Here is an 18,063-nt window from a genome sequence, read left to right on the forward strand (position 1 = left end):
CCGGCACATTTACGGATGCAGGACCACCAGATCGTCCCTGTGTACGACCTCGCGTTCGTACTCGGGGCCGAGATCGCGGGCGAGGTCGCGGGTGGAGCGGCCGATCAGCCGGGGGATCTCCTTGGCGTCGAAGTTGACCAGGCCGCGGGCCACCGGCCGCCCTTCGTGGTCCCGCAGCTCGACCGGGTCGCCCGCGCTGAACTCGCCCTCGACGCCCGCGATCCCGGCCGGCAGCAGCGACTTGCGGCGCTCGACGACCGCGCGCACCGCGCCGTCGTCGAGGGTGAGCGAGCCCTGCGGGGTGGACGCGTGCTGGAGCCACAGCAGCCGGTCGGCCGAGCGCCGGCCGGTGGGGTGGAAGTAGGTGCCGGTGTCCGCGCCGGCGAGGGCGTCACCCGCGTGGACGGTGCTGGTCAGCACGACCGGGACGCCCGCGGCGGCGGCGATCGAGGCGGCCTCGATCTTGGTGACCATGCCGCCGGTGCCGACGCCGGCCTTCCCGGCGCTGCCGATCTCGACGTGGGCGAGGTCCTTTGGGCCCCGTACCAGCGAGATCCGCGAGGTGCCGGGCCGGGCGGGGTCTCCGTCGTACACGCCGTCCACGTCGGACAGCAGGACCAGCAGGTCGGCGTGGACCAGGTGGGCGACGAGGGCGGCGAGACGGTCGTTGTCGCCGAAGCGGATCTCGTCGGTGGCGACGGTGTCGTTCTCGTTGACGACCGGGAAGGCGCCCATCGCCAGCAGCTTGTCGAGGGTGCGGGAGGCGTTGCGGTGGTGGGCGCGGCGGCTCATGTCGTCGGAGGTGAGCAGTACTTGGCCGACGCGGACGCCGTAGCGGGCGAAGGATGCGGTGTAACGGGCCATCAGCAGACCCTGGCCGACGCTGGCGGCGGCCTGCTGGCGGGCGAGGTCCCGCGGTCGCCGGGCGAGGCCCAGGGGGGCGAGTCCGGCGGCGATGGCACCGGAGGAGACGAGGACGAGTTCGCGCTCTCCCCCGCTGCGGACCTTCGCGAGCACATTGACGAGTGCGTCGACCCGGTCGGCGTCCAGGCCGCCCGCCGCGGTCGTCAGCGACGAGGATCCGACCTTGACGACGATCCTGCGGGCCTCGCTCACGGCCTGCCTTGCCCCTGCCACCTGCTGCTCCGTCCCCTCGTGCCGACCACGGGGCCGGCCTGGGCGCCCCACCGGCAATCTACGCGAAGCGGGGCGGGGAACGCCCGCCCGTCCAGCCTCCGGACGCCCGCGCGTAACCATGCCCTCACCCAGGGCTGATGTGAAAAAGCTTGCATTGGTTGCCTATAGAAATAAAAGCTTCCGGAAACATAGTGTGAACGGGTGTCACCCAACGCTTCTCGCCCCCAGCGCATCCTCCTCAGATCGGGGAAGAGCCCCTACGACGTCTTCCCCGTCGAGGAAGCCCTTCAACACGACGTGTTCGCCAGCAACGCGGGCAACCTGATCTTCAGCGACGCCACGCACAAGATTCTCGAGACACCGCACACCACGGTGGTGTCCAACGGCATCCGGGCTGACGGAACTCCCGCGGGACGCATCAACGAGGAGTACGACGCCTTCGTCGTGCCGCTCGCCAACGCCTTCCGGCCCTCGTTCGAGGCGAGTCTGCGGCGGCTGACGCGGCTGATCAGCCAGTTGAAGATCCCGGTGATCGTCGTCGGCATCGGCGCGCAGGCGGGTCTCGACTACAACCCGGCGCGGCTGAAGCCGATGGAGCCGGCGGTGCGCGAGTTCGTCTCCGCCGTGCTGGACCGCAGCGCCTCGATCGGCGTGCGCGGCGAGTTCACCGAGAAGTACCTGAACGGCCTCGGGTTCAAGGACGTCGACGTCATCGGCTGCCCCTCGCTGTTCATGTACGGCAAGGAACTCGCCGTGGAGAAGCGGGCGCAGGAGCTGACCGCCGACTCCCGCATCGCGATCAACGGTTCGCACAACGCGGTCCGCAGCCAGGGCCTGGGCCGGGTCATCACCCGTACCCACGCCCGCTACCCGAACCTGCGGTTCATAGGCCAGAACCTCAGCGACGCACGGCAGCTGCACTGGCGGGACCTGTCCGACCCGAACGGGAAGGTCACCGGGATGCCGACGCACCCCGACCACCCGATGTACCGGGAGGACAAGGTCCGCGTCTACATCGACCCGGTGACCTGGATCGACGATCTGCGGGACTTCGACTTCTCCTTCGGTTCCCGCATCCACGGCAACATCGCGGCGCTGCTGGCCGGTACGCCCGCGAACGTGCTGTGCTCGGACTCGCGCACGCTGGAGCTGTGCCGCTACTTCGAGATCCCGCACCACACCCTCGACCAGCTGCCCGAGGAGATCGACCCGGCGCGGCTGTACGAGGAGACCGACCTCGGCGCGCTCACCGGCAACCACCACGAGCGGTTCGAGCGGTTCACCTCGTTCCTCGACCGCAACGGACTGGACAACACGTTCACGCACGGCGACGGCGGCGCGGCGTACGAGGAGCGGCTGCGCTCGCTGGACTTCCCCGGCGGTGTCCGGCCGTGGATCGACACCGACCCCGCCTCGCTCATCGCGCGCTTCGGCTGGCTGCACACCCGGGTCGGCGAACTGACCGCGGACAACGCCAAGCTGAAGAAGGAACTGGACCGCGTCAAGGCGGGAACCAAGGCCGCGGCCAAGACCGCCGCCGGGAAGACCACCGTGGTCGCCCCCGCGTCCCGCTCGGTGTACCGCAAGGCCCGCCGGGTCGTGGGCCGCCCCCTGCGCAGGGCGCTCAAGGGAGGACGCGGCTAGGGCCTGTCCGGCGGATCATGCCGGAGACGCGAGGACTTGCACGCTCATCTGCGGCGTTGTCGTCGGTTGCCGACTCCCCCGAGCTCTCGGCTCCTCCCCCACTCTCGGCTTCGCTCGAGCGGGGGCACCCCCATGAGCAGGGGGGACCCCCATCGCGTCGACGCCCTCCTCCGCCTTGCAGCTGAACGCACCAGTCCTCGCTCACCCCAGCTGGACGGATACCCCGTCCATTGCCTCCGACTTGATCCGCCGGACAGGCCCTGGGGCCGCGCCGGGCCCCGCGGCCGGGGGCGGCCCCGGTCCCGGGGCCTCCTCGGGCCATAGCAGTCACCGGTCACTCCACACGGTGCGGACACGCGCGTGTCGTCCGGACGTCGGTACGCGTTAACCCGGGCGTCCGTCTCTGCGACGAACCCTGGAGTGACCGCGTGCCCCTGCCCCTGTCCCGAACCGGTCGGCCGTCCCGGTCCGGCCGGCTGTCCCGATCCCGTCGTCGGCTCATGGCGAGCGTCGGCCGACGCCGTGCCTCGCCCCGTCCGTCCGGCCGTCCGCTCGTCGTCAGAGGGCTGACGGCGGCCGTCCTGGCCGGCGCCTTCGTGGCGCAGACCGCCGGGGCGCTGCTCCCGGACGTCCCGCTGCTGCTCGCCGCGACCGCCGTCTCCCTGACGGTCGAGGGCGTGCTGTCCCGGTGGCAGCCCGTCATGTCGTCGCTGCTGGCCAAGTGCCACGCGGACATCACCGTCCGCCACGTACTGCGCGATCTGCTCCTGGTGGTGGGCCTGCTGCGGCTCGGGGAGCACGACCGGGAGCCGCAGTTCGCGTGGCCGGTCGCCGGTCTGCTCGTCTTCTACGCGCTGCACTGCGCGGTCCAGGCGGTGTCGGTGCTGGTCCGCCGTACCCGCACGCTGCCGGTGCTGACCCGGAACATCGACGCCTCGGCGCTGCGCCTGTCCCCCGCCCCGGCCGCGCTGCTGCGCCGTCCCGGCCACCGGCTGCTGCTCCTGGGCCTGCCCACGACCGCCGGCCTGGCCACGGCGGCGGTGACCGGGGACCCCCTGCCCGCGGCGGCCGGGACCGCGGTGTCGGTGGTGCTCGCGGCGGCGGGCCTGGGCGCGCTGCTGGTGCGGCTGCTGCCCTCCCGGCGTCCGGCGGGCGAGCAGGAGGTGCTCGACTGGTTCGACGCCTGGCTGGACGACTACCGGCCCACGGTCGGCCTGTACTTCTCCGGCGGGGCGTCCTCCGCCTACCAGGCCAACATGTGGCTGGAGACGATGAGCAGGCTCGACGGGCGGCCCGTCGTCGTCCTGCGCGAACGGTTCATGGTGGCGAGGATCGCGGCGACCGACCTCCCGGTCGTGTGCCTGCCGAAGGTGTCCACCCTCATGCGGCTGGAGCACTCCACGCTGCGGGTGCTCATCCACCCGTCGAACTCCGGCAAGACCTCGCAGGTGCTGCGCATCCCCACGATCAAGCATGCCTTCGTCAACCACGGGGAGAGCGACAAGCTGTCGTCCTGCAACCCGTACGCGAAGGCCTACGACGAGGTGTGGGTGGCCGGCCCCGAGGCGCGTGAACGGTACGCGCGGGCCGGGGTCGGTGTCGAGGACAAGGACGTGGTGGAGATCGGCCGCCCCCAACTGGACGCCGTGCGCCCCTGGTCGGGTCCGCCGGCCGACGACGCCCGGACCACCGTGCTGTACGCGCCGACCTGGGAGGGCTGGGACGGCAACCCGGGCAACACCTCGGTGGTCGCGGCCGGGGAGAACCTCGTCCGGGCGCTGCTCGCGGACCCGGGGGTGCGGCTGCTGTACAAGCCGCACCCGCTGACCGGCTCGGTGGAGCCCACGGCGGGCGCCGCCGACCGGCGCATCCGGGAGCTGATCCGGGCGGCGAACCGGGAACGGCCCGCGGGGGCTTCGGGTCCCGCGGGTTCCGCTTCGGAACTGGACCGGCTCACGGCGGAGCTGGACCGGCTCGCGGCGGAGCTGGACCGGCTCACGGCGGCCGGGGTCAGGGAGGGCGCCGACCAGATGGAGCGGATGCTGGCCCAGTCCGCCCCGCCGCCCGGCCGGGCCGAGGCGGTGGCGAAGGCCACGGCGGCCTGGGAGGAGGCGTACTGGGCGTCCCTGCCCCAGGACGAGCACCAGGTCGTCACGGACGTACGGCCCGCCCTGTACTCCTGCTTCAACAACGCCGACCTGCTGATCAGCGATGTGTCCAGCGTCATCAGCGACTTCCTGGCCGGCGGCAAGCCGTACGCGGTGGCGAACACCAGCGGGATGTCCGAGGACGCCTTCCGCGCCGCGTTCCCGACGGCGGCGGCGGCGACCGTGCTGACCCCGGACGCGAGCGGGGTGCCGGCGCTGCTGGAGACGGTCCGGCACCCGGAGAAGGACGGACTGGCGGACGCTCGCGCGGAGCTGAAGCTGCGTCTCCTGGGTCCCGACGAGCCGACGTCCCGGGAGCGCTGCGACACGGCCCTGCGCGCCCTGTCCACGGCGGCCCTGAACCACAGGGCGTGTGGTGAGGAACAGGCCGAGGCGCGGCATCCGCGGTCTCAGCGGCTCGCGGAGGACCTGCTGCCCGCTCCGCGCCACGCGTCCGACGCCGGTACGGGAGCCGACGCCGAGGCGTCGCGGTCCGTCACGCCGCCGTCGCGGCCGGCGCCTCCGGGGTGACCTTCTCGGCGGAGGCCAGCAGACGGCGGGCCCTGCGGGCGGCACGGCGCAGGACGGTGGCCTTGCCGCCCTCGCGGTAGCCGGGGAAGGCGCGGGCCTCCCGGGGCGTGGCGAGGTAGACGTCGTCGGGGATTCCCGCCGCCCGGTCGCGGAAGTGCGGGTACACGAGGTAGACGCGTCGGCCCCGCCGCTCCATCAGGGCCGGCGCCTGCTTCTTCGACGCCGTGAACTTCACCGCGTCGAGGAGGAGTTCGAGCCGCTGTTCGGCCACCAGGTGCAGCCTCAGCCGTTCCTCGACCTTCAGGTGCCGGGCGACGCCCTCGGTCCAGTGAGCGTCCATCAGCGGCTTCGCCAGCTCCAGTTTGCGCCGCCGCACCCGGTCGCCGTCCTTGAGGAACCTGGGGCCGAACTGCGGGAGCAGGGTGATGCCGAAGGGCCGCACCATCAGCCGGTCGCGCTGAGGGCCCTCGGGGACGAGGTCGGCGATCAGGTTCATCAGGAGGCGGGCGGAGTCGAACCGCAGGACGTAGCTCCCGCTCTTGGTGACGTGCTTGCCGTCGTCGCGGCCCACCAGGTAGTAGCAGGTGTGGTCGGCGACCACGGAGACGCCGTTCGCCCTGAGGTACGCCTCCATGGTGAACAGCGCGTCCTCGCCGGTGTAGAGCGACTCGTCGAACCGTAAGCCGTGCCGGTCCAGCAGGGCGCGGCGGAACAGCTTCTGCGCGCTGAGCGTGTACATGATGTTGGAGGAGTGCACGTCGGTGCGCTCCACCGTGCGGTCGAACATCGACTTCGGGGCGCCGCGGTTGACGCCCTCGATCCGCCCCAGGACGACATCGGTGCCGGCCCGGTCCGCCATGGCGACCATCCGCTCGAGGGCCTCGGGGCCCAGCCGGTCGTCGGCGTCCAGGAAGAAGACGTACCGCCCGCGGGCCTTGTCCAGGCCGACGTTGCGCGGGCCGCTGGGGCCGCCCGAGTTCGCCTGCCGGATCACGGTGACGCGCAGGGACGCACGTTCCGCGAACTCCTCCAGGTACTCCCCCGTGCCGTCCGTCGAGCCGTCGTCGACGGCGACGACCTCGACGCGTTCCGGGCCGATGGTCTGCGCCTCCACGGAGGCGAGGCACTCGACCAGGTACGGCATCGCTTCGTACGCCCCGATGACCACGGTGACGTCAGGCTGCGCCACGGTCACGTTTCCCCCCTCGTTGTGGGATATTTCCTTTGTATCGCCCCATACTCTCCCTGTTAGACGGGTGTTCGAGGTCGAAGGTTGCCCCGGACCACCGTTCAAGTGACCTATGCCACAAGGGTGTTGTGGCAGTCGGTCGGCGGTCGGCGGTCGCCCACGCAACAGGGCTCGGCCCCCGAGAAGGTTCTTCTCGGGGGCCGAGCCCTGTGATGCGGTGGGGCCGGAGCCGCTCAGTTCACCGCGGTGCCGTCCGTCTCGCCGGTCACCGACGCCGTCTGCGCGGGCAGCGCGTCCGCCGGTTCCACGTCCGGGCCGCCGACCGCGGTCCGGGACCCCTGGCCGAGGTTGCGCGTCTCGGCCTTCCGGGCGAGCTGTGCGACCGCCGCGTTGAACTGGTCGATGGAGGCCGGCTCGTCCGGGCCCAGCAGGTAGCGCTTGAGCTCGCCCCGCTCCCCGGCCAGCGGATCGGCCTGCGGGTCGCGGACCGCCTCGAGCAGCTCGGCCAGCCCGGCCGCGTCGTTGGACAGGATCACGGCGGCGCGCACCGCCGTGTTCTGCCGCTTGAACTCCTCCGCCCCCAGCTCGGCGGAGTCGGTGACCGCGTACGGCTTGCCGCTGGCGATGAAGTCGGAGACGACGCTGGAGATGTCGGAGACCATCGCGTCGGACACGTTGAAGCAGTCGTACAGGCGCGGCTGGGCCCCCGTGATGACGCGGTGCTCCCAGGCGGGGAAGGAGTTCCAGTACGCGGTGTTCCACTCGGTGCGCAGCCGGGCGGTCTCCTCGTGCAGCGCCACGTCGATCACGCCGTCGCGGCTGGCCTCGGCCTCGTCGCCCTTGTCGTTGCCGCCGGCCAGGGCGGTCAGCCGGGCATCGATGCGGGCCAGTTCGGCCCGCGCCCGGTCCTGCGCCGCCGTGTCGACGGTGAAACGGGGGTCGGCGGCGCGTTCGGCCGCGGCCTGCTCGATCAGTGCGGTGATCCGCTCGTGGGCGGCCTTGGCCTGCGCGCTGCGGGTGCCGGTGAAGGGGTGCGGCTTGTAGAGGACGCGGACCGCGGGGTCGGCCGCGATCAGCCGCTTCACGATGTTCTCGCCGGCCAGCAGGAGCGAGGTGTTGCCCGGGTTGTCGTCCCAGCCCTCCCAGGTGGGGGCGTACAGCACCGTCGGGCGGTGTCCCTCGGCGGGGCCCGCGGCCGTGGCCTGCCAGGTCTCGATGGGGGCCAGCTGCGGGCGGCCGACCTCGACGATGTCGTCGTCACGGACGCCGACGTCGGCGATGGCGTAACGGTCGCGGCCCGCGCGGCCGGCCGTCCACACCTCGTCGTAGACCTTGCTGAACGGGTTGACGCTGGCGAGCTTGTCGCTGTCGCCGTGCCCGATGAAGACGTGCTTCATGGTCGGGACGCGCAGCAGGTGGATGTTCTTGCCGACGTTCGCCGCGTACAGCGCGACCCGCACCGTGGACAGGTCCAGGTTCATCAGGTGCACCCCTCCGGGCACGCAGACGACCGGGACCGTGGTCGGGGCCAGGTTGGCCAGGATGACCCGCTCGCGCAGGATGACCAGCGGCCGGGTGTCCAGCTGCTCCATGGCCTCCAGCCACATGTTGACCTGGTACGCGGAGTCCTTGGAGCCGGAGAAGTACAGCACCGTCTCGGGCCGGTACTCGCGCAGCCAGTCGTCGACCGCCACCAGAACCTGGTCGGCCTTCGGCGGTATCCGCCGGCCTCGTACGTAGGGCACCAGGGCCAGCACGTACGCGAGGCCCAGGGCCACCGTGACGCCGATGCAGACGAACCCGATGAGCGGCGAGTCGAGGGCCGCGGCGAGGAGTATGCCGCCGACCGCCACCAGGTCGAGGTGGAGCATCTTCTCCGCGGCGCGGTGCGTCAGCACGCGCGGCGGCGCGTCCGGGATCCGGATGCGGGACGCCAGGTCCACGTTGCGGGTGGCCACCGGCATGCGCCGGCGGTTGCGGATCAGCGTGGTCAGCGCGCCGTGCGGGGCCTGAAGGCCGTAGAACGCGATGAAGCAGGCGATCGCCCCGTAGTAGATCAGGTTGTCCGCGAGGGACATCCGGGCCAGCAGCAGGATCAGCAGCAGCTGCCGGATCAGGAAGCGGATCGACAGGCCCGCCCGCACCTTGCTGAGGCGGTTGACCAGGTAGCTGCCCCTGCGGTGCAGATAGTGGTCCGCCAGGTACGTCACGGCGGCCGCTGCCGCGAAGGCGGGGACGCTCGGGACCAGCGCGGCCAGCATGAGGCAGGGGAAGCCCAGCAGCATGAGGACCGCCGCGGCCAGCTCGGCCGCGCTTCCCACCCGGGCGACGCGAATAGCGGTGGATATCAACGGAGAAACCTGCTCTTGGAGGGGTGAGTGCCGGTTTGTGCCTGTGGGTAATTCGTTGCCGACGGATTCAGGCCCCCGCGAACACCCGCGCAGGAACTGCGTAAACGGGAGGCCGCAGAGGCCTGAATTACCGGAGTCTATTTGCCGTCAATTATTACACGCCGTCCTGACGGTCCAGCACCGACGCCAGTGCCTGCTCGAAGCCGCTGGCGCGGGCCGCGCCCGCCGTCGGGTCCTGCTGCCGTACGTCGATGACATGACCGGTGAGCTCGGAGAGCAGCACGTCCAGGGACGTACGGGCCACCGCCTCGGAGGACAGCAGGCTGCCCGCCGGCTCCTGACCGAAAGCCTTGGTCCGCATCGGCGTGGCGGTGCGCTCCGGGTTGACGCAGTTGACGCGGACACCCTCGCCGGCCCACTCGTCGGCCAGGGCCTGGGTGAGGTTCACCATCGCGGCCTTGGTCGAGGAGTAGAGGCTGTACTCGGCGCGCCCCCGGGTGTAGCTGCTGGAGGTGTAGAGCAGCAGCTGGCCCTTGCTCTCGGCAAGGTACTTGTACGCCGACCGGGCGATCTGCACGGGTGCCAGGTAGTTGACCTTCAGCGCCTCCTCGATGGTGGCGTTGTCGGTCTCGGCCAGCTTCCCGATGCGCAGCACACCGGCCGTGTTGACGACGTAGTCGATGCGGCCCGTCTCGGCGTACGCCTTGGACAGCGCGTCGTCGACCTCCTCCGGGTTCTCCACGTGGGTACCGGTGGTGGAGCGGCCGAGCGCGTACACCGTGGCGCCGTAGGACTCGGCGAGTTCGCAGATGTCCTTGCCGATGCCGTACGAACCGCCGAAGACGACGACGGTCTTGCCGGTGAGCAGCTCGCGGTAGGCGTCCTCCCCCATGGGCTCGGGGGTGGCGGTGGAGGCGAGCTGGAACAGCTTGTCGGCGATGAAGACGTCGACCGGCTGGGTGACCTTCATGTTGTACTCGTCGCCCGCGACGACGTGGATCGGCACGTCGGGCAGGTACTTGAGCACGACCGAGCAGTCGTCCGTGGCCTGGAAGTTGGGGTCACCGGCGGCGACCTCGTAGGCACGGCGGATCGTGGACAGCTTGAACGCCTGCGGGGTCTGTCCGCGGCGCAGCCGGGCGCGGTCCGGGATCTCGGTGATGAACTCGCCGTCGTCGCCGTGCGTCCGCGTGACGATGATGGTGTCGGCGGACGGGATGGCCACGTCGACGGCCTGGTAGCGCTCCAGGGCGTTCACGCAGTCGTCGATGACGCGCTGCGACAGCAGGGGGCGGACGGCGTCGTGGAAGAGGACGTTGCGGTCCTCGCCCTCGGCCAGGCCCTCGCCGAGTGCCGAGATGGCCCGCTCGGTGGTCTCGTTCCGCGTCGCACCGCCCTCGATGACCCGGGTGACCTTCTTGAACCCGGCCTTGGCCACGATCTTCTCGATGTCGGGCACGTAGCCCGGCGCCATCAGCACGATGATGTCGTCGATCGAGTCGGCGTTCTCGAAGGTGGTCAGGGTGTGCTCGATGACTGCCTTGCCGGCGATCTTCAGCAGCTGCTTGGGGATCGAAAGACCCACCCGCTGACCGGTGCCACCGGCCAGGATCACTGCGGTGGTACGGGGCTTGGCTATGTGCTGGAACACAGGTGACCTACCTTGGGGCATCAGGGAACTGCAAAATGGTCCCACTTGTGGTTACCGCAATGCAAGGTGAGCGCCCTTCCTCGCATATGTGCGCGCCACCTTTCATTCACCTTAGACCCCCGGTGGCCGGACGACGGTTCCCGGGCCCCCCGGATCGTCGCTGTGAGTAACCGCACAGGCGGGAAGCCCGTGACCGCGCGTACGCCGACGGTCGCCGCGGCGGCCCCACTTCCTTCCGGAAGGCACGAATCTTCACGGTCCACAGGGCGGGGCTGCACCTTTTCTTCATATTCGGGGTGCGACAAAGAGTGAAGCGCCCGACAACAAGAAATTCATCTTGTCCGCCCACCCTTTCCCGAAGAATTCCCCCATAAAGATTCGGCGGCTTTTCGGTCTCGGGGAGGAGAACGAGGGCGGAGCCCGGGACCGTGTCGGTCCCGGGCTCCGCCCTCGTCGTCCGGCGGCCCGACGGCCGCCGGACGGCCGTCACACCACGTGAACGCCGGGGCGGCCCGCCTCCACCCGCAGCCGCGCCAGCGTACGGGGCGTGGCCTGCGGCTTCACCACGGTGTCCACCACCCGCACCCTCGCGTCGATGCCGCCCCGGCGGATGTCGAACAGGTGGTAGCCGCGGTGGGCGTCGAGCAGCTTCCAGTGCGGGTTGTCCGCGCGCCGCGGGTCCCACTGCTCACGGAAGGCGGCCTGGTCCTGGTCGCCGTTGCTGGAGACGGACGTACCGACGAACTCGGCGCCCACCACGGGGGAGGACGGGTCGGCGAAGTCCTCCCTGAGGTCGCTGATCATCGTCAGGTGGCGGTCGCCGGTGAGCACGACGGGGTTGCTCACCCGCCGGAACTCCCGGAGCAGCGCGTTGCGTTCGGCCTGGTAGCCGTCCCAGGCGTCGTAGAACCAGAGCTTGCCCTCGCCGACCTGGAGGTCGGTCTCGGCCATCATGATCTGGGAGGCGATCAGGTTCCAGCGGGCGGGCGAGTGGCGCAGTCCGTCGACCAGCCAGCGCTTCTGCGCGGCGCCGAGCATGGTCAGCGACGGGTCCTGGGCGCCCTCCTGGCCGGTCGCCTGGTCGCTGCGGTACTGCCGGGTGTCGAGCACGTTGAGCCGGGCGAGGCGGCCGAACTCCAGCCGGCGGTGCATCCGGATGTGCGGGCCGTTCGGGACAGCGCTCGCGCGGACCGGCATGTGCTCGTAGTACGCCTGGTAGCCCGCGGTCAGCCGGGCCGTGAACGCGTCGTGGGGCTGCTTGTCGGGGTCCTGCGGGATCTCGCCGGCGAAGTCGTTGTCGATCTCGTGGTCGTCGAAGGTGACCACGAAGGGGGCGCCCGCGTGCATCGCCGCGAGGTCCGGGTCGGAGCGGTACTGGGCGTACCGGTTGCGGTACTGGGTCAGACCGTACGGCTCCCCGCTGCCCTCGTGACGGCGTACGCCGGTCGCCGACGGGCTGGACTCGTAGATGTAGTCGCCGACGAACACGACGACGTCCGGGTCCTGTTGGAGCATGTCGGCGTACGGCGTGAAGTAGCCGTGCTGCCAGTTCTGGCAGGAGGCGAGCGCGACCCTCAGGTGGCCGCCCGCGCTCTGCGCGGGGGGAGCGGTGCGGGTGCGGCCGGTCCGCGAGAGCTGTCCGTCGGCGCGGAAGCGGTACCAGTACCGCCGGTCCGGGCGCAGCCCGCGTACGTCGACGTGGACGCTGTGGCCGTAGGCGGGCCGGGCCCGGGCGGTGCCCCGGCGGACGATCCACCTGAAGCGGGGATCCTCGGCGAGCTGCCACTCGACGGGCACCGTGCGGTCCGGCATGCCTCCGCCGTTCAGGGGGTCGGGGGCGAGCCGGGTCCACAGCACGATCCCGTCCGGCAGCGGGTCGCCGGAGGCGACTCCCAGGCTGAACACCCCGTCGGGCAACGGTTTCCGTTCCGCCGCGCGAGCGGTGGCCGGCAGCCACAGCTGGGCGGAGGCCGCCGCGCCGAGCGCGGCGGCACCGGCGGTCAGGACGCGGCGGCGGTCGGGCGATACTGCTCCGGACATGGGTGGACTCCCCTGCCTCGCATGCGGTGTGGACACGGGGAAGTTGTCGGTCCGGAAGGTCCGCGCACTGAACCCACAGGGTCGCGTGCATGACAATAAAACGGACAAGAGGAAACCCGCCCCGGCACGGGAACGTCCCGTTGCCCGGGCGGGTCCTGAAGGTGAGCGGCGGGCGACGGACGGGAATTTCCGCCGCCGGAGCCGTCCGGTGCCCTTCTCAGGCCCTGCAGGCCCTACGACTTGTCGCGGAACGGGTCGAATTCGTCGTACTCCTGCTCGGCCTCGTCCCGTTCGGCCTGCCGGTCGCGGCGGCGCTGGGCGGCCGGGCGGGGCGTCTCGAAGCGGTGGTCCTCGCCGCGCCGGCCGAGCATCTCCGCACCGGCGGTCACCGTCGGCTCCCAGTCGAAGACGACCGCGTTGTCCTCGGGGCCGATGGCGACACCGTCGCCGGTGCGGGCTCCGGCCTTCATCAGCGCCGCTTCCACGCCGAGCCGGTTGAGCCGGTCGGCGAGGTAGCCGACGGCCTCGTCGTTGCTGAAGTCGGTCTGGCGGACCCAGCGTTCGGGCTTCTCGCCACGTACCCGGAACAGTCCTTCGTCCTCGAGGGTGACGGTGAACCCGGCGTCGTCCACGGCCTTGGGCCGGATGACGATGCGCGTCGACTCCTCCTTCGGGCGGGCGGCCCGCGCCTCGGAGACCAGCTGGGCCAGCGCGAACGACAGTTCCCGCAGCCCGAGGTGGGCGACGGCGGACACCGCGAAGACCCGGTAGCCGCGTGCCTCCAGATCCGGCCGCACCATCTCGGCGAGGTCCCTGCCGTCCGGCACGTCGGTCTTGTTGAGGACGACGACGCGGGGACGGTTGTCGAGACCGCCGTACTGCCGCAGCTCCTCCTCGATGACGTCGAGGTCGGAGACGGGGTCGCGGTCGGACTCCAGCGTCGCCGTGTCCAGCACGTGCACGAGCACACTGCACCGCTCCACGTGCCGCAGGAACTCGAGCCCGAGCCCCTTGCCCTGGCTGGCCCCCGGGATGAGCCCCGGCACGTCGGCGATGGTGTAGACGGTCGAACCGGCGGTGACGACGCCCAGGTTGGGCACGAGGGTGGTGAACGGGTAGTCGGCGATCTTGGGCTTGGCGGCGGAGAGCACGGAGATCAGCGAGGACTTGCCCGCACTCGGGTAGCCGACCAGCGCCACATCGGCGACGGTCTTCAGCTCCAGGCCGATGTCCCGCAGGTCTCCCGGCTCACCGAGCAGCGCGAACCCGGGCGCCTTGCGCCGCGCGGAGGCGAGGGCGGCGTTCCCGAGCCCGCCCCGGCCGCCCTGGGCGGCGATGTACGAGGTCCCGTGTCCCACCAGGTCGGCGAGCACGTTGCCCGCCTTGTCCAGGACGACGGTCCCGTCCGGCACCGGAAGGACGAGGTCCTGGCCGTCCTTGCCGCTGCGGTTGCCGCCCTCGCCGGGCTTTCCGCTGGTGGCCTTGCGGTGCGGGGAGTGGTGGTAGTCGAGCAGTGTGGTCACGGACTGGTCGACGGTGAGGATCACGTCGCCGCCCCGCCCGCCGTTCCCGCCGTCGGGTCCGCCCAGCGGCTTGAACTTCTCACGGTGGACGGAGGCACAGCCGTGACCTCCGCTACCCGCGGCGACATGCAGCTCGACGCGGTCCACGAAGGTGGTCATGTGGGGTGCCTCCAGAGACAGTGAGGTGTACGTGCGTACGTATTTCCTGGTTAACACGCGAAAGGCGGACCCACCTTCCCGCCGGGGAAGTGAGGTCCGCCTCGCGAAAGCTTCCGATCAGGCGACCGGAACGATGTTCACGACCTTGCGGCCGCGGTGGGTGCCGAACTGCACCGCACCGGCCTCCAGCGCGAACAGCGTGTCGTCGCCACCACGGCCGACGCCGGCGCCGGGGTGGAAGTGGGTGCCACGCTGGCGGACGAGGATCTCACCCGCGTTGACGGCCTGACCGCCGAAGCGCTTCACGCCGAGCCGCTGGGCATTCGAGTCGCGACCGTTCCGGGTGGACGATGCGCCCTTCTTGTGTGCCATCTCTCCTCAGTCCCTTACTTCGCAGCCGCGGGGATCTCAGTGACCTTGATCGCCGTGTACTGCTGGCGGTGGCCCTGACGACGGCGGTAGCCGGTCTTGTTCTTGTAGCGCAGAATGTCGATCTTCTGGCCCTTGTGGTGGTCCACGATCTCGGCCTGGACCTTGATGCCGGCCAGCACCCACGGGTCGCTGGTGACGGCGTCGCCGTCGACGACGAGCAGGGTCGAGAGCTCGACCGTGTCGCCGACCTTGCCCGTGGAAATCTTGTCAACCTCAACGATGTCGCCGACAGCAACCTTGTGCTGGCGACCACCGCTGCGCACGATGGCGTACACGCGGATCTCACTCTCACTCGAAGAACGGCACCCCGCAGGCCAGCCGCCCGACAGACACACGGGCAACCTCTCCCGAGCCATTCCATGCACCCGGGAGGAAAAGGTTTACGGGGATGTGGCAGTCCCGATGGACACGCCGACGGTCAAGGTTACGGGGCGTGGCCCCAAGGGGTCAAACCGGGCCCCGACCACCGGTGACGGCGACGGGCGCCCGGTGGACGGGGCCCCGTCCGGTGGGTCAGTTCTCGAGCAGGTGGGCGCGCCCGAACATGGCCGCCGCGACCCGCGCGGTCGGCGTGCCGGAGTCCAGGTCCGCACCGGCCTCCCGCAGCACCTCGACCACCTCGTCCGCACCCTTGAACAGGGCGCCGGCGATGGGGGCCTGGTCCCGGGCGTTCCGCAGATCCGGGTCGGCGCCGAGCCTGATCAGGGCCCGCACGGTGCCGGCGTGGCCGTGATAGGCGGCGAGCATCAGCAGGGTGTTGCCGGCCGCATCGGTCACGTCCACCGGCAGCCCGTGCTCCACGAACTCCACCACCTGCTCGGTGCCGCCCTCGCGGGCCAGATCCATGGCAAGGGCCACGACGCGCTCCGTCTGCTCAGGTGTCAGACCGTCCCTGCTCATGCGCATCTCTCCTGGTCGAACGGTCGTGCTGGTCAAACGACAGTGCTGGTCAAGCGGTTGCGCCGGTCATGCCCATGAGGACGTCGGGCGATGACTGCGCCGTGCCCGGCGCGGACCACTGTGTGGTCCGCGCCGGGCACGGCGTGGGGCGTACCGCCTGCCCCTCGGGCGGCCGGGCTCAGAGGTTGCCGGCGGCCAGGGCCTCGATCGCCTTGCGGACGCCTTCGCCGTAGGCCGGGTCGGCCTTGGTGCAGTTGGCGATGTGCCGCTCGACGGTCTGCTCCGACGCGCCGTTGATGGCGCGCGCCGTGTTCTCGAAGAGAACCTGCTGCTGCTCGGGGCTCATCAGGCGGAACAGGTTCCCGGGCTGCTCGAAGTAGTTGTCGTCGTCCTCACGGAAGTTGAACCGGTCGGCGACGGCACCCACGGCCTGGCTCGGCTCGCGGTAGGCCGGCTGCTCCTGCCAGCGTCCGTACGAGTTGGGCTCGATGCCCGGGGTGGACCCCTGGTTGCCGTCCACCCGCATGCCGCCGTCGCGGTGGTAGGTGTTCACCGGGTTCTTCGCGGCGTTGACGGGGATCTGGTGGTGGTTCACGCCGAGGCGGTAGCGCTGGGCGTCGCCGTAGGAGAACAACCGGCCCTGCAGCATCCTGTCGGGCGAGTAGCTGATGCCCGGAACCACGTTCGCCGGGGTGAAGGCGACCTGCTCGACGTCCGCGAAGTAGTTCTCGGGGTTGCGGTTGAGCTCCCACTCGCCGACCTCGATCAGCGGGTAGTCCTTCTTCGACCAGACCTTGGTGAGGTCGAAGGGGTGGAAGCGGTAGTTCTCCGCGTCGGCCTCCGGCATGACCTGGATGAACAGCTTCCACTTCGGGAAGTCGCCGTCCTCGATCGCGTCGTAGAGGTCGCGCTGGTGGGACTCGCGGTCCTTGCCGACCAGGGCCTCGGCCTCGGCGTCGGTGAGGTTCTTGATGCCCTGCTGGGTGCGGTGGTGGAACTTGACCCAGAACCGCTCGCCCTCGGCGTTGATCAGGCTGTAGGTGTGCGAGCCGAAGCCGTGCATGTGCCGGTACGAGGCGGGGATGCCGCGGTCGGACATCACGATCGTGATCTGGTGCAGGGCCTCGGGGAGGTTGGTCCAGAAGTCCCAGTTGTTCTCGGCGTCGCGGAGGTTGGTGCGCGGGTCGCGCTTCACCGCGCGGTTGAGGTCCGGGAACTTCAGCGGGTCGCGGAAGAAGAAGACCGGGGTGTTGTTGCCGACCAGGTCCCAGTTGCCCTCGTCCGTGTAGAACTTCAGGGCGAAGCCGCGGATGTCGCGCTCGGCGTCGGCCGCGCCGCGCTCACCGGCGACGGTGGAGAACCGGGCGAACATCTCGGTCTTCTTGCCGATCTCGGAGAAGATCTTCGCGCTCGTGTAGCGCGTGACGTCGTGGGTCACCGTGAACGTGCCGAACGCACCCGAGCCCTTGGCGTGCATCCGGCGCTCCGGAATGACCTCGCGGTCGAAGTGCGCGAGCTTCTCCAGGAACCACACGTCCTGCAGGAGCATCGGACCGCGCGGACCGGCCGTCATGGAGTCCTGGTTGTTGGCAACCGGCGCGCCGGCGGCCGTCGTCAAGGGCTTCTGGTTGTTCTCGGTCAAAGCTCGCTCCTCGGTGAGTGGTTCTTCGCCTGTGATCAATGCCTGCGGTCCTGGCCGTCCGAGCATCCGCGCGAGCCGCTCCGCGGCTCGCATCGCATACCCTACGTTGGACAAGGTCTAAGTCAAGGCGACTTTCAGAACCATACCTGTTCTTGAGCTGGGTTCCATCGCTGGTTAGGGTGACATGCATGAGTGATCTCTTGAAGAGACTTCGGGAACGTGGCTGGCGCCTGACCGCACAGCGGCGTGTCGTCGCCGAGGTGCTCAGCGGAGACCACATCCACCTGACCGCCGACGAGGTGCACGCGCGGGCGACGGAGCGGCTGCCCGAGATCTCCCGGGCGACGGTCTACAACACCCTGGGCGAACTGGTGTCCCTGGGCGAGCTCCTCGAGGTCTCGACCGACCATCGCGCCACGCGCTACGACCCGAATGCGCGCCGTCCCCATCACCACCTGCTCTGCGACCGCTGCGGAACGATCCGCGACGTGCACCCGACGGGCGACGCCCTCTCGGCCCTTCCGGAGTCGGAGCGCTTCGGATACACGGTCTCCGACGTCGCGCTGACCTACCGCGGCATCTGTCCGAACTGCGCGGCGTGATGCCGGGGCCGGGGCGCGGCCGAAGGCGGCGGCCGGCGCTCCGGGGCCCGGGACACCCGTCCCGCCCACGGTGTCCCGCGGGGCGGTCCGGCGTTCGAGGTCCGGTCCGGGGCGG

The 18,063-nt window shown here is 70.5% G+C and carries 13 protein-coding genes; 3 read left to right on the top strand and 10 right to left on the bottom strand.

Annotated elements, in window-relative coordinates; translation table 11 throughout:
- Window positions 1-9 precede the first annotated feature (9 nt).
- Entirely contained in the window at window positions 10-1,116 is a 1,107-nt protein-coding gene (gene proB / locus AOK11_RS11075) for a glutamate 5-kinase (protein ID WP_055593494.1), read from the bottom strand.
- 222 nt (window positions 1,117-1,338) lie between these two features.
- Here proB and AOK11_RS11080 point away from each other — a divergent pair, with 222 nt between their 5' ends.
- Both AOK11_RS11080 and AOK11_RS11085 read left to right on the top strand, forming a co-directional pair.
- A complete protein-coding gene (locus tag AOK11_RS11080; RefSeq protein ID WP_055593495.1) occupies window positions 1,339-2,781 on the top strand; it encodes a polysaccharide pyruvyl transferase family protein in 1,443 nt (480 codons plus the stop codon).
- Between the two features lie 500 nt (window positions 2,782-3,281).
- Entirely contained in the window at window positions 3,282-5,459 is a 2,178-nt protein-coding gene (locus AOK11_RS11085) for a hypothetical protein (RefSeq protein WP_055593496.1), read from the top strand.
- Here the strand turns inward: AOK11_RS11085 and AOK11_RS11090 are convergent.
- From AOK11_RS11090 to AOK11_RS11130, 9 genes are all read right to left on the bottom strand, one after another.
- On the bottom strand, window positions 5,425-6,654 hold the full coding sequence (locus AOK11_RS11090) for a glycosyltransferase family 2 protein (protein WP_055593497.1): 1,230 nt from the start codon (window positions 6,652-6,654) through the stop codon (window positions 5,425-5,427). The genes AOK11_RS11085 and AOK11_RS11090 overlap by 35 nt on opposite strands.
- A gap of 227 nt (window positions 6,655-6,881) precedes the next feature.
- On the bottom strand, window positions 6,882-8,969 hold the full coding sequence (locus tag AOK11_RS11095; protein ID WP_055593498.1) for a hypothetical protein: 2,088 nt from the start codon (window positions 8,967-8,969) through the stop codon (window positions 6,882-6,884).
- A 184-nt stretch (window positions 8,970-9,153) separates the two neighbouring features.
- Entirely contained in the window at window positions 9,154-10,650 is a 1,497-nt protein-coding gene (locus tag AOK11_RS11100; RefSeq protein WP_055593499.1) for a bifunctional cytidylyltransferase/SDR family oxidoreductase, read from the bottom strand.
- 486 nt (window positions 10,651-11,136) lie between these two features.
- Window positions 11,137-12,690, bottom strand: coding sequence for an alkaline phosphatase D family protein (locus tag AOK11_RS11105; protein WP_055593500.1), 1,554 nt, complete (start codon window positions 12,688-12,690; stop codon window positions 11,137-11,139).
- Between the two features lie 233 nt (window positions 12,691-12,923).
- Window positions 12,924-14,372, bottom strand: a complete 1,449-nt coding sequence (gene obgE, locus AOK11_RS11110; RefSeq protein WP_055593501.1) for a GTPase ObgE — start codon at window positions 14,370-14,372, stop codon at window positions 12,924-12,926.
- Window positions 14,373-14,489: 117 nt separating this feature from the next.
- On the bottom strand, window positions 14,490-14,744 hold the full coding sequence (gene rpmA / locus AOK11_RS11115; RefSeq protein WP_007449530.1) for a 50S ribosomal protein L27: 255 nt from the start codon (window positions 14,742-14,744) through the stop codon (window positions 14,490-14,492).
- Window positions 14,745-14,758: 14 nt separating this feature from the next.
- On the bottom strand, window positions 14,759-15,079 hold the full coding sequence (gene rplU, locus AOK11_RS11120; protein WP_003976204.1) for a 50S ribosomal protein L21: 321 nt from the start codon (window positions 15,077-15,079) through the stop codon (window positions 14,759-14,761).
- 238 nt (window positions 15,080-15,317) lie between these two features.
- Window positions 15,318-15,704, bottom strand: a complete 387-nt coding sequence (locus tag AOK11_RS46155) for an ankyrin repeat domain-containing protein (protein ID WP_055593502.1) — start codon at window positions 15,702-15,704, stop codon at window positions 15,318-15,320.
- 178 nt (window positions 15,705-15,882) lie between these two features.
- A complete protein-coding gene (locus AOK11_RS11130) occupies window positions 15,883-17,346 on the bottom strand; it encodes a catalase (protein ID WP_055593503.1) in 1,464 nt (487 codons plus the stop codon).
- 188 nt (window positions 17,347-17,534) lie between these two features.
- Here AOK11_RS11130 and AOK11_RS11135 point away from each other — a divergent pair, with 188 nt between their 5' ends.
- Window positions 17,535-17,948: a Fur family transcriptional regulator gene (locus AOK11_RS11135; RefSeq protein WP_055593504.1), complete on the top strand. Its 414-nt coding sequence runs from the start codon at window positions 17,535-17,537 to the stop codon at window positions 17,946-17,948.
- Window positions 17,949-18,063: the final 115 nt, after the last annotated feature.

Origin of the sequence: Streptomyces hirsutus (genome assembly GCF_001418415.1) — a bacterium.
Taxonomy (GTDB): domain Bacteria; phylum Actinomycetota; class Actinomycetes; order Streptomycetales; family Streptomycetaceae; genus Streptomyces; species Streptomyces hirsutus.